General features: G+C 70.4%; 8 protein-coding genes. 4 read left to right on the top strand and 4 right to left on the bottom strand.

All coding sequences use genetic code 11. The features are described 5' to 3' along the window. Positions 1 to 56: 56 nt before the first annotated feature. The 3 genes from E3O65_RS13915 to E3O65_RS13905 form a co-directional block, all read right to left on the bottom strand. On the bottom strand, positions 57 to 2,717 hold the full coding sequence (locus E3O65_RS13915) for an alpha/beta fold hydrolase (RefSeq protein WP_134364401.1): 2,661 nt from the start codon (positions 2,715 to 2,717) through the stop codon (positions 57 to 59). Positions 2,718 to 2,806: 89 nt separating this feature from the next. Then, positions 2,807 to 3,829, bottom strand: a complete 1,023-nt coding sequence (locus tag E3O65_RS13910) for a 3-oxoacyl-ACP synthase III (protein ID WP_134364331.1) — start codon at positions 3,827 to 3,829, stop codon at positions 2,807 to 2,809. A 186-nt stretch (positions 3,830 to 4,015) separates the two neighbouring features. Beyond that, entirely contained in the window at positions 4,016 to 7,600 is a 3,585-nt protein-coding gene (locus E3O65_RS13905; protein ID WP_134364330.1) for a proline dehydrogenase family protein, read from the bottom strand. 142 nt (positions 7,601 to 7,742) lie between these two features. On the opposite strand from E3O65_RS13905, the gene E3O65_RS13900 reads away from it, so the two are divergent. From E3O65_RS13900 to E3O65_RS13885, 4 genes are all read left to right on the top strand, one after another. After that, complete coding sequence (locus E3O65_RS13900) at positions 7,743 to 8,657, top strand: LysR family transcriptional regulator (RefSeq protein WP_134364329.1); 915 nt, start codon at positions 7,743 to 7,745, stop codon at positions 8,655 to 8,657. A 68-nt stretch (positions 8,658 to 8,725) separates the two neighbouring features. Continuing rightward, a complete protein-coding gene (locus E3O65_RS13895) occupies positions 8,726 to 9,097 on the top strand; it encodes an META domain-containing protein (protein ID WP_134364328.1) in 372 nt (123 codons plus the stop codon). 21 nt (positions 9,098 to 9,118) lie between these two features. Continuing rightward, positions 9,119 to 10,732, top strand: coding sequence for a phytoene desaturase family protein (locus E3O65_RS13890; protein ID WP_241985772.1), 1,614 nt, complete (start codon positions 9,119 to 9,121; stop codon positions 10,730 to 10,732). 151 nt (positions 10,733 to 10,883) lie between these two features. Then, positions 10,884 to 11,396 carry an SRPBCC family protein gene (locus E3O65_RS13885; protein WP_134364327.1) on the top strand — a complete coding sequence of 171 codons (513 nt, stop codon included), beginning with the start codon at positions 10,884 to 10,886 and terminating at the stop codon, positions 11,394 to 11,396. A 290-nt stretch (positions 11,397 to 11,686) separates the two neighbouring features. Here E3O65_RS13885 and E3O65_RS13880 read toward each other — a convergent pair whose 3' ends face one another. Continuing rightward, positions 11,687 to 12,250, bottom strand: a complete 564-nt coding sequence (locus tag E3O65_RS13880) for a thioesterase family protein (RefSeq protein ID WP_134364326.1) — start codon at positions 12,248 to 12,250, stop codon at positions 11,687 to 11,689. Positions 12,251 to 12,343 lie beyond the last annotated feature (93 nt).

Raw genomic sequence — 12,343 nt, 5'->3', positions numbered from 1 at the left:
GCGCGTGGCGTGCCGACAGCGCAGCGGCGCAGCCTGCGCACGACGCGAGAGTCGCGTCACGGGCGGATCATCCGTGCACCGGAAAGGATTCCGGCGGCCCAGCGACCCAACCGGGTGCGGTCGATCTTCGAGTTGTGACGGATGTCTGTCGGCAAGTGCGGCACGACCAGCACCGCGGCCAGCGGAAGCCCCACGGCGGCGCGCACGGCGGCGGCCAACTCGGGGTCGGCCAGTGCGACGCGGCGGGCCGGGGCGACGGTCTCGACCACGGCGACCACCTGTTGGGTGCCGGCCGGCCCGATCCCGACCACGGCGGCGCGGGCCACCGCGGCGACGGACTCCACGCGCTGCTCGGGCCCGACCGGCGTCACGACGCCGGTCGCCGTCGTGATGACGTGTGGCAGGCGGCCCTCCACCCAGAGTCGTCCGGCGGCATCGAGGTGCCCGACGTCGCCCGTACGGTGCCAGCGTTCGCCGGGCACGGCGCCGCGGCGGGCCGCCCGGTCGGTCAGCCAGAGGCGGTCGTAATGGTCCTCGACGTGGGGCGCGGAGACCACGATCTCGCCGGTGACCCCGGCGGCCTCGGAGAGCGCACCGGTGGCGTGGCCCTCGGCGTCGAGGGCGCTCGTGCGGATGCGCGTGGTGGCCGTCGCCCGACCGACGCAGACCCCGCCGGGGCCGGCCGGGGCATCCGTTGAATTCGACGGCGAGCCGGCCGACGAGCCAGCCGACGGGCTCGTCGTCGCCATCGCCTCGCGGATGCCGTCGAGCGTGATGTCGGCCATCAGCAGCCCCTCTGTCATTCCGTAGGGCGTGTGCGCGGAGGCCGACGGCATCAGGCGGGCCGCCGCGGCGAGCAGGGGCTCGGAGACCGGCGCACCGGCGGAAAGGAAGCTCGCCACGCCCGCGAGGCTGGCGTGGTCGGCGGCGGTCAGGCTGTCGGCAGTGGCGACGACGTTCGCCAACGCGGCCGGCGACAGGAACACCACGGTTGCGTCGATGGCGGCCACCGCGGCGGCCACGGATGCTGCGGTCAGGGTCTTCGGCTTCGTCACGTCCATGTCGGGGGTCACCGAACGGGCCCCGAGGGCCGGGCCGAGCAGCGCGAACGGGGCGAAGCCGGCCACCAGTCCGGTGCCGCGACCCACGCCGTACTGCGCGTACAGCGCGTCGCTGACCGCGGCGAGCTGGCCGTGCGTGTAGACGACGCCCTTGGCCGGACCGGTCGAGCCGGACGTGAACAGCACGGCGGCCGTGTCGCCGGGGTCCGGCGACGGTGGCAGCTGCTCGTCCACCCCCAGCGCGATCACCTCGGCCAGAGTGGCGGAGATGTCGAGGGCGCGCATCGCTGCGCGAGGGAACCGCGCCACGGAGATCTTCTGGCCGGGCCAGTCGAGCGCCCGGGCGGCAATCAGCCCGGGGGCTGCGCCGATCACGTGGTCGGGGCGCGCGCCGCGCACGGCGCGGGTCAACCCGCGCAGGCCGAGGCCGGCATCCGCCACCACCACGATCGCTCCGATCCGCACGCAGGCGTAGAGCACCGCGGTGAGGTCCGCGCCGGGCGGGATCAGCAGGGAGACCCGGTCGCCCTTCCGCACGCCGAGGCGGTCGAGGCCGCAGGCGAGCTGCCGCACCCGCCGGGACAGCAACCGCCAGCTGACGACGCGCGGGGCGCCACCGCCCGGCGGGGCCATGTCGATCAGCGCGGTCTCGTCGCTGTTCTGCAGTTCGTCGAGGTAGTGCCAGAGCGGATTCCGCCCTCCGCCCTCCCAGCGCCCCTCACCCTCGTTCTGCTCAGCGGCAGGCAACGCGCGGTCGCCGAGCCAGGTGAGGGCGGCCGCGGCGTAATCGACATCTTCCATGACGAGGTGCCCGGCCCCCTCGAAGCGGTGCACGTCCGCGTGGGGCAGGCGGTCGACGAGGTCGTCGAGGTAGCGGTCGCTGAAGATCGGGTCGGTCGGACCCCAGAGCATCAGGGCCGGCACGGTCAGGTCTCTGATGCCGCCGGAGATCCGGGCGAGTTCGGCCGCGCTCTCGTGCGCGTCGTGCACCGGGATATCAGCGACGAACGCGCCGATCCCGCCGCGCCGGGCCGCACCGAGATAGGGCGCGCGGTAGGCCTGCTTGACCGCGCCCGCCAGCGGGGGATGCGCGAGCGCCAGCGTCGTCTCCAGGAACGCGGGCGTGGTCACGGTGCCACGCCCGAGCACGCTGCTCCGCAACGCCAGCCGCAGCGGGGCAGGCACGGGTGCGTCTTCCGGCTGGTGCACGGCCGTGTTCAGCAGCATGACCCCGGCGAGCAGTTCCGGATGGTCCACGGCCCAGCCGAGCGAGATCGAGCCGCCCCAGTCGTGCCCGAAGGTGACCACCGGCCCGGCCAGCCCGAGGGTGTCAGTCAGTTCGCCGAGGTCCCGCACGCGCGTGGCGAGCGGACGCCGAACGCCGCTCCGCTCGGAGAAGCCCATTTCGAGTTGGTCGACCGCGATCACACGCCACGCCTCGGCGCCGTTCGCCGCCGCATCCGTCGCCGAGGCGACGAACTCGCGCCACAGGTACGACCAGGTGGGATTACCGTGCACGCAGAGCACCGTGCCCACAGGGGTGACGCCCAGCTCAGCGAGGCGGTCACCGTTGTCGAGCAGGTGCCAGGTGCGGGTGACCGGATGCCCGGACGCGTCCGACACGACCGGCACCAGCCTCGAGAACGCGGTGTCCATCCCCGGCAGCCCGGCCGGGGGCAGGGTCGCGGGCGCCGGCGTGGCAGCGGCGCGCGGGAGGCGGTAGGACACGGGGGCAGGGGCGCGGTTCACCAGGCGAGTTCCATCATTGCCGTATTGAGGCCGCTGCCGACGCCCATCAGGAGCACGCGGTCGCCGCGCTTGAGGGTGCCGGCCTCCCCGGCGAGGGTGATCGGGATCGACGCGGGACCCACATTGCCGTACAGCGGGTAGGTGAGCGGCACCCGGCTGCGGTCCAGCCCGGTCGCCTTCACGATGGCGTCCGTGTGCACGTCGGAGACCTGATGCAGGATGTAGCGGTCCATGCCCGACCAGTTCCAGTCGCGCTTGGCCTCGGTCCAGGCCGAAACGACGAGCTCCATGCCACCCTTGAGCAGCGCCTTCGCGTCGGTGAACATGCCGTCGACGCTGCCCACGCAGAGCCCGTTGAACTGAGTCGCCGCGCGGGTCACGCCGCCGAGCATCCGGTGGCCTTCCGGATGCGCGTCGGCCCGCCCGAGTACCGCCGCCGCTGCCCCGGAGCCGAGCGTCAGGCTAGCGAACTCGCTCATGAAGTCTTTGCGGCTGATGTCAGGGCGGCCGAGCCGCTCGATGGTGTTGGTCTGGATCTCGTCGGCGTCTTCGCCGTCGATGATCACGGCGTACTCGATCTGGCCGGAGTCGATCAGCTGGGCGGCCAGGGTCATGCCGTTGACGAAGCCGAGGCAGGCGTTCGCGATGTCGAAGTTCGTGGCAGAAGAGGGCAGTCCGAGCCCATGATGGATGCGTACGGCAACGGAGGGCTCAAGGTGTTTGCGGGTGACCGAGGTGTTGATCATCAGACCGACCTGGCCCGGCTCGATGCCGGCGGCGGCCAGGGCGCGCTTGCCGGCCGTGACGGCCGCGTCGTCAAAGGCCTGACCGGGGGCCCAGTTGCGCCGTTCGTGCACACCCGCCACCCGCTGGAGCAGTCCGCTGGGCAGCCTCAGGCGCTTGAGGGCCGGCTGCAGGCGACGATCGATGTCCACCGACGTGGTGATCTGCGGAGCGAGCTCGCTCGCCACCGAGAGCAGGGCGACGTTCCGGTGCGTCGTCGTTGCATTACCGTCCAACTGTGGTTCCCCTGTCGAATTGCAGCAGTGGCAACCGCGGCCCCGGCTATCCTGCACCTGAAGCCTGATTGTTGTCCGTACTCCTGCTGGGCACGGCCGATCGCAGACCGCGACCGCCAAGGGCCCATTTTAGCCTTGCGGGCCGCCGCCGTCGTGCGGGCGCACACCCGTGCCGAACGATCGCCGCTAGATGATCCCCTCGGAGAGGGTGCTCGGGTTGCCGAAGCGGTGCGCCGTGATCGAGATCGCCTGTTCGCGCAGGAACGGAAGCAGCTCGACCCGGCCGGCCTGGGTGACGGGGTGCGCGTAGACGGCCACGTCCGGGCTGCCGCCGAGCGCCTGGGCCAGTCGAGAAGCCGCCGATTGCGCCCCGCGCAGGCGGTCCCCGCCGATCAGGCGCACCCGGCTGGTGCGGATGCCGCCGTGCGCGGCCCGCTCCAGCCATTCGGCGTCGCTCTCCACCGCGACCGTGATCTCGCGCGCGGCGAGCACGTTGCGCACCATCGGCGGCACCGGGATCGCGCTGGACACCTCGAACCGCGCCGTCGACACTGTTGCCGCGGCGATGACCCGCAGCAGGTCGGACAGCGTTCCATCCTCGGTCAGGCGCACGGTGACGGGCAGCGGGCGGTAGCGGAACAGGTTTCGTTCTAGTCCGAGGTCCGAGACGTCCTTCACAGCGTTGAACTCGTCGCGCCAGGCCAGCGCGTCGCTCAGCGCCGACCGGCGCAGCACGTCGAAGTCGACGTAGTCGAGCACGGTCTGCGCCGCTTCGATCAGGTCCGTGACGCTCTGATCGAGGCCACGCAGGTGCAATGTCGAGCTGTTGCGGCCGGGATCGCTCACCCAGCTGCCGAATCCGTACAGGTAGTTCGGACCGCCGGCCTTGGTGCCCGGGCCCACGGCCGACCGCTTCCAGCCGCCGAAAGGCTGCCGTTGCACGATCGCGCCCGTGATGCCGCGGTTCACGTAGAGGTTTCCGGCCTCGATGCTGTCCAGCCACTCGGACAGCTCGGCCGGGTCGAGCGAGTGCAGCCCCGAGGTGAGGCCGTAGTCGACCGCGTTCTGGAACCGGATGGCCTCGGCCAGGCTTCGCGCGTGCATCACGCCGAGCACCGGGCCGAAGAATTCGGTCAGGTGGAAGTAGGAGCCGGGCAGCACCCCGGTGCGAATGCCCGGCGACCACAGCGCGCCAGACTCATCGAGCTGCTCAGGCTCGACCAGCCACCGCTCGCCGACGCCGAGCGTGGTGAGGGCGTGCAACAGTTTGCCCTCGGCCGGCTCGATCAGCGGGCCCATCTGGGTGACCGGGTCAGCCGGACGTCCGACGCGCAGGGACGTCGCGGCATCCGTCAGCTGGCTGAGGAAGCGCTCCGACTTGGCGACGGATCCGACCAGGATCACCAGACTCGCAGCCGAGCACTTCTGCCCGGCGTGACCGAAGGCACTCTTGATGACGTCGGCCGCAGCCAGGTCGAGGTCGGCGGAGGGGGTGACGATGATGGCGTTCTTGCCGCTCGTCTCGGCCAGGAGGGGCAGGTCCTCGCGGAAACTGCGGAACAGCTGCGCGGTCTCGTAGGCCCCGGTCAAGATGACCTGGTCGACGGCCGGGTGCGAGATCAGGCGGGTCCCGAGCTCCCGGTCCGCAAGATCCACCAGCACGAGCAGGTCGCGCGGCACGCCGGCCTCCCAGAGCGCCTCGACCATGACGGCGCCGGAGCGCTGGGCGAGCTTGGCGGGCTTGACGATGACGCCGGACCCGGCGGCGAGCGCGGCAAGCACACCGCCTGCCGAGATGGCGACCGGGAAATTCCACGGCGGGGTGACCACGGTCAACTTCGAGGGCACGAAGATGGCGCCCTGGACGGCATCAAGGTCGCGGGCGCGTTCGGCGTAGTAGTGGGCGAAGTCGATCGCCTCACTGACCTCCGGGTCACCCTCGGCGATGGTCTTGCCGGTTTCGGCGGCCATCACCTCGATCAGGCGGTCGCGGTTTGCGGCGAGCGCGAGCCCGGCCCGGTGCAGCACGGCGGCGCGCTCGGCGCCGGTGCGCTGGCCCCAGGCGGCGCCACTGGCCGCGGCGGCCTCGATCAGGCGGTCCAGCTCGCCCGGGTCGCTGACCCTGGCAGCACGGATGGCGTCCAGCCCGAGCGTGGACGTCTCGACCCGGCCCAGGATGCGACGTCCCCATGCCCGGTTGGCCGGCAGCGACGGGTCCGTGTCGGCTTCGTTGTGGAAACCCGTGTGCGGAAGGGTCGTGACCGAGCCTCGAGTGAGGCCGAGCACGGCAGCGGTGAGCCCCGCCTCGGACTCGTCGCCGAATTCGTCGTCGTAGTCGTCGTCGCCGGAGCGCGCCTGTCCGGCGGCGTCGAGCTGCGCGGCCTCGGTACGGTCCTGGCCGCGGTTCGGCTGCGGCACGATGGTGTCGAGGCCCGCGATGGAGGCCAGGAAGCGCTCCTTCTCCCGGTCGAAGAGTTCCGGGGAGCTGGTCAGCTCGAACACCGCCGACATGAAGTTGTCCTGGCTGGCATTCTCCTCGAGGCGGCGGATCAGGTAGCTGATGGCGACGTCGAACTCGGCCGGGTTGACCACGGGCGTGTAGAGCAGGAGGCGACCGACGTCCTTGCGGACGGCCTCGGCCTGGCTGGTGGCCATTCCGAGCAGCATCTCGAACTCGACCCGGTCGTCCACTCCGCGCTTCTGGGCGAGCAGGTGCGCCCAGGCCACGTCGAAGAGATTGTGTCCGGCGACGCCGATTTTGACGGCATCCGTGTTCTGAGGGGTGAACGCCCAGTCGAGCACGCGCTTGTAGTTCGTGTCGCTGTCCTGTTTGGTGGAGTAGGTCGCCAGCGGCCAGTCGTGCACAGCGGAGTCGACGTGTTCCATCGCCAGGTTCGCGCCCTTGACCACGCGCACCTTGATCGGCGCTCCGCCGGCGGCCCGGCGGCCCTGGGCCCAGTGAGTCAACCCCTGCAGGGCACCTAGAGCGTCAGGCAGGTAGGCCTGCAGCACGATGCCGGCCTCGAGGTGCAGCAGCTGGGGCTGGTCGAGGATGCGCTCGAACACCGCGATAGTGAGGTCGAGGTCGCGGTACTCCTCCATGTCCAGGTTGATGAACTTGGGCGACGCCGACGATTCGGCCAGCTCGTAGAGGGGAGTCAGTCGCTCGACGACCCGGTCGACAGCTTCGTCGAACGACCACATCGACAGCTGGCTGGCGATCGAGGAGACCTTGATCGAGACGTAGTCCACGTCGTCGCGGGCGAGCAGCGCGCGGGTGCCTTCGAGGCGGCGGAGTGCCTCCTTCTCCCCGAGCACGGCCTCGCCGAGCAGGTTGATGTTGAGCCGGTTGCCGGACTCGCGCAGGTGAGCGATCGCCGGGCCGAGCTTGTCCGGCGTGGCGTCCACGACGAGGTGGCCGACCATCTGGCGCAGCACCTTCCGCGCCGCGGGGATGACCACCCACGGCAGCACCGGTCCGAGCACTCCGCCGAGGCCGATCGCCCCGCGCATGTACGCGGGCAGGAACCCGGGCGCTTGCTTCGCCACTTTCTGCAGGTTGTACCCGGCGACCATGAGGTCTTCCGGGCGCATGACGCCGTCGACGAAGCCCACCGTGAAGTCGAGCCCGTTCGGGTCCTTCAGCACGCCCGCAAGGCGCTCGGCCGACACGTCGGCGGGGATCGTGGCGCTCTCGGCGAGCCATTTCTGCACGAGGGCAACCACATCGGCGCTGAGATCGTGCTGCACGGATGGAGTGGAGTTGGTCATGGTCACGAGGCTAGTTCTTTCGTTCACGGCGGGGCTGCTGATTTCAGTGTGTGGTTTTCGTTCCTTTAGCAAAAGCGAATCTTTATGATCGATATTGATTAGCATTAGTGACCAATACTGGGTTGATCGAGGAGGGTGACGCATGCTGGATGTCCGCCGCCTGCGTCTGCTGCGCGAGCTCAAGATTCGGGGCACCCTGGCCGGGGTCGCCGAGGCCCTCGCCTACAGCCCCTCCGCCGTCTCCCAGCAGCTCGCCCTGCTCGAGAAAGAGGCCGGGGTCCCGTTGCTGCAAAAAGTCGGTCGCCGGGTGCGGCTCACCCCGCAGGCCGAGGTGCTGGTGTCGCACACCACCCACCTGCTGGAGCGCCTCGAGCTGGCCGAGGCGGAGATGACCACCTCCCTGACGACCGTGTCCGGCACCGTGCGCGTGGCCCTGTTCCAATCCGCGGCACACGCCGTCATCCCGCAGGCCCTCACGCTGCTCGCCGAAGAGTTCCCCGAGCTTCGGGTCGAAGTCACCGAGCGCGAGCCCGAGCGCGGCCTGTTCGAGGTCTCCGCGCGCGATTTCGACCTGGTACTCGCAGAGCAGTATCCCGGGCACACCCGGGCGCATTGGCCCGACCTCGACCGGGTGAACCTGGCGACGGATGCGCTCCGGCTCGCCGTTCCGCCCCCGCGCCCCGGCCACGCCTCCCCGGCCGGGCTCACGGATGCCGCCGATCTGCCGTGGGTGATGGAACCCGAGGGCACCGCCTCGCGGCACTGGGCCACCCAACTCTGCCGGTCGCAGGGTTTCGAGCCCGACGTGCGGTTCGAGACCGCGGACCTGATCGCGCACATCCGTCTGATCGAATCGGGCAATGCCGTCGGCATCCTGCCCGACCTGATCTGGGCCGGGGCCCCACCGACGGTGACCGTCGTCGACCTGCCCGGCAGCCCTCTGCGCACCGTCTTTTCCGCCACCCGCCGCTCGAGCGCGAGCCGGCCGGGGGTGCTGGCCGTGAGGCAGGCGCTGTCCCGCGCCGTCCAGCGGGTCGCCGCCACCGGGGCGGCTTGACCTTACCCCCTTTCGAACGTTGAATGGGCGCATCCGGCACCCCCGCCGGCATGTGAACGGAGCCCGTCATGACCAAGCCAATCGCACTGCTCACCTTCGCCGCGGTCACCCTCGCGGTCGGCCTCGCCGGGTGTTCCGCAGGCACCGGCAGCAGCGACGTGTCAGGCGTCTGGGGCACCCCAGACGCCACGGACACGCCCGGCCTTGAACTGAAGGCCGACCAGTCCGCGACAGGGACGGACGGCTGCAACCGGCTGGTCGGCACCTGGTCGCTGACCGGCGACACCATCGAGTTCGGCACGTTCGCGTCGACCCTGATGGCCTGCGAGGGAGTCGACACCTGGCTCGGAAAGGCCAGCACCGCCACCGTGGACGGCAGCGTCATGACCGTGCAGGACTCCGACGGAGCCGAGATCGGCACACTCGACCGCGCCGATTGACGCCCCGGCTAGTCTCGGTGCATGATCGAACGCAGCATGATCGAACCCACACACGACGTCGTGATCGTCGGCGGCGGCCACAACGGGCTGACCGCGGCCGCCTACCTGGCCCTGGCCGGCAAGACCGTCCTCCTGCTCGAGCGCGCTGACCGGGTAGGCGGCGCTGCCGTCTCGGCCGAGGCTTTCCCCGGCGTCGACGCACGGCTTTCGCGTTACTCCTACCTGGTCAGCCTGCTGCCGCAGCGGATCATCGACGAGCTCGGCCTCGAAATCGAACTCGCCCAGCGCCGCTACTCGTCGTACACCCCCGACCCTGCCGACACCCGCGCGGGGCTCCTGGTCGACCGTGGTGACACGGATGCCACCGGCACGAGCTTCGACCGGGTCGGCGCGGCCGCCGACTTCCCGGCCTGGACCGCCTTCTATCGCGACACCGAACGAGTCGCGCGCGCCCTGTTCCCCACGGTCTGCGAGCCGCTGCCGACCCGCGCCGAGGCTCGGGTGCTGGTCGGCGACGACATGCTCTGGGAGCAGTTCATCGAGCGGCCCCTCGGCACCGCCCTGCGAAACCGCTTCCAGAGCGACCTCGTGCGCGGGGTCGTCGCCACCGACGGCCTGATCGGCACCTTCGCCTCGGTCGACAGCCCGGACCTCGCCGCGAACCGGTGTTTCCTCTACCACGTCATCGGCAACGGAACCGGGGACTGGGACGTGCCGGTCGGCGGCATGGGCGCCGTCTCCGGCGAGTTGGAGCGGGCCGCCAGGCAGGCGGGCGCCCGGATCGTGACCGAGGCGGAGGTCAGCGCAATCACCCCCGACGGCGAGGTGCGCTACCGGCACGGTGCCGTCGACCGGGTCGTCCAGGGCCGGCACGTGCTGGCCAACGTGGCACCCTGGGTGCTGCAGCAACTGCTCGACGGGCACGCGTCGGCATCCGTTCGCACGGAGGCTGCTCCCGGCGCTGCTCCCGCCGCCAAGCCGGAGGGCGCGCAGGTCAAGGTCAACCTGCTGCTGACCCGGCTGCCGCGACTGCGGGACGCGACAGTGTCGCCCGAGGCCGCGTTCGGGGGCACGTTCCACATCAACGAGACCCTGACCCAGCTGGAGAATGCCCACGCCCAGGCCGACCGCGACGGCTTCCCCGAGCTGCTGCCCTGCGAGATCTACTGCCACTCGCTCAGCGACCCGAGCATCCTCTCGCCCGAACTCGTCGCAGCCGGAGCCCAAACGCTCACGGTGTTCGCGCTGCACACCCCGCACCGCTGGCTCACCGAGGAGAACAGTGACGCCAGCCGCGACCGACTCCAGGCCGCAGTGCTGGCGTCTCTGAATTCCGTTCTCGCCGAACCGATCGAAGACCTGCTGTTGACGGATACCGCCGGCCGGCCCTGCATCGAAACGAAGACCACGCTCGACCTGGAGCACGCCCTCAACCTGCCCGGCGGCAACATCTTCCACGGCCCGCTGGAGTGGCCGTTCCTCGATGACGACGAGGCGCCGTCCACCGCGGCCGAGCGTTGGGGAGTGGCCACGGGGCATCCTCGGATCCTGCTCTGCGGCGCCGGCGCGAGGCGCGGCGGCGGCGTGAGCGGCATCGGTGGGCACAACGCTGCCATGGCTGTGCTCGAGGAGTGAGGCGGGCTGCGTGGCCGGGCTGCGTGGCCGGGCTGCGTGGCCGGGCTGCGTGGCCGGGCTGCGTGGCCGGGCTGCGTGGCCGCTGGCCCCGGCCCGGAGAAAGGCATAGTTTTGTACTGAGGCCCGTGCCTCACTCACCGTGGAGGTTCGCATGTCATTCAAGCCAACCGGACGCCTCGCCTATCGCGAAGACGGTCTCTACCTCATGCTCGACCGGCTCTTCACGGCGTCGAAAGAAGACGTCTGGGCGAGCGTGAGCCGGGCCGGTGGCCTGCACGGCTGGATCGGCACCTATACGGGCTCTCCTGAGACCGGCGCCGTGCGCTTCAAGTTCGATGACCTGGATGCAGAGTGGGAGTACGTGAGCATCATCAGGTGCATCCCGCCGAAGCGGTTCACCGCCGACATCGGCGAGGGCGACGCTGCCCGGCACGTGATCCTGCACCTCGTCGAGGGCGCGGGGATGACCACCCTCACGTTCGGTCAGCGCCTGCATTCCGCCGCGGAGGCCGCCATCGCCGGCCCGTTCTGGGACTACTATCTCGACCGCCTCGTGGCGGCGCGCGCGGGAGCGCCGCTGCCCGTCCGGGCGCACTACAAGCCGCACGTGGAGTACTACAGCGAACTGATCGTTCCCAGGAAGGCCGCCGAACCCACGATCTAGCTGCGACCGTGGGCGTGTTCGAAACCCGAACCGCCCGCCCGTCGCGGCATCCGGCGTGCGTTGTGGCTAACTCCGGAAATCCGTCCGCCCGGGGCCGGCCATCCGCACCGGTTCCGCACTGGTCCGCGGTGGGCAGACAACACGGGCGACGGATGTCCTGAGTTGGCCACACCCACGGGCTCGGCCGGGTCCGCCTCACGGAAAAATCAGGCGGCCGGTCCAATCGTTCCGGGTGGATTTACCGCGGGGTCTCGGATGCGGAAGACACGGCAGGGAGAACTCGGTTCCGCTCAGCTCCAGTGGCTGGGAGCGGCGGCACGAGTGGCGGGCATCGCGACGTCCCCGCTCCACTCCAGCAACCAGGACGGCACCGTCACGTCGTCGGGCACCTCGCCCACGGCGTCGACGAGTTCGTCGATGCCCACGACCCCTCCGCTGCGCTTGAGGAACCGGCCGCGGATGAAGCCCTGGGCGTAGACCTCCGGGGTGCCGTCGGCGTCGGGCCGCACGAACCGCTGCTCCACGTAGACGGCCTTCGCGTCGAAGCCCAGGATGCGTGACTCCACCGTGAACTTCTGGCCGAGGGTCAGCGACTTGCGAAAACTTATCGTCTCCGACACCACCACGGGGTACCAGCCACGCCTCCGGAAGATCGCCCAGATTCCCGTGCGGTGCAGCAGGTCGAAGCGGGCGATGTCCATGATCGACAGGTACACGCCGTTGTTCATGTGCCGAAGGATGTCCTGATCGGTCGGCAGAGTGAGGAACCGGGTGCGGGCCACGTCGTAGTGGCCGAGGCGCGGGCCGAAGCGGGAGATCACGCCGTGCAGGAGGGTGCGCCAGAACATATGCATCCTGAGATGCTAGCCACCGGCCGGCCCGAGGCCGCATTCTGCTGCCGCCGGCCACAAGCATCCGGCCCCGCACGCTCGGAACCTGCACGATTG

Origin of the sequence: Cryobacterium breve (assembly GCF_004402375.1) — a bacterium.
GTDB classification, from domain to species: domain Bacteria; phylum Actinomycetota; class Actinomycetes; order Actinomycetales; family Microbacteriaceae; genus Cryobacterium; species Cryobacterium breve.
Note: the sequence above shows the minus strand (reverse complement) of the source record. Positions and strands in the feature narration are given on the sequence as shown.

Excerpts from the sequence above, each read along its gene's own strand:
- E3O65_RS13890 (WP_241985772.1), top strand. The coding sequence starts at position 9,119 with ATGATCGAACGCAGCATGATCGAACCCACACACGACGTCGTGATCGTC.
- E3O65_RS13905 (WP_134364330.1), bottom strand. The coding sequence starts at position 7,600 with ATGACCAACTCCACTCCATCCGTGCAGCACGATCTCAGCGCCGATGTG.
- E3O65_RS13900 (WP_134364329.1), top strand. The coding sequence starts at position 7,743 with ATGCTGGATGTCCGCCGCCTGCGTCTGCTGCGCGAGCTCAAGATTCGG.
- E3O65_RS13895 (WP_134364328.1), top strand. The coding sequence starts at position 8,726 with ATGACCAAGCCAATCGCACTGCTCACCTTCGCCGCGGTCACCCTCGCG.
- E3O65_RS13915 (WP_134364401.1), bottom strand. The coding sequence starts at position 2,717 with ATGGACACCGCGTTCTCGAGGCTGGTGCCGGTCGTGTCGGACGCGTCC.
- E3O65_RS13880 (WP_134364326.1), bottom strand. The coding sequence starts at position 12,250 with ATGCATATGTTCTGGCGCACCCTCCTGCACGGCGTGATCTCCCGCTTC.
- E3O65_RS13885 (WP_134364327.1), top strand. The coding sequence starts at position 10,884 with ATGTCATTCAAGCCAACCGGACGCCTCGCCTATCGCGAAGACGGTCTC.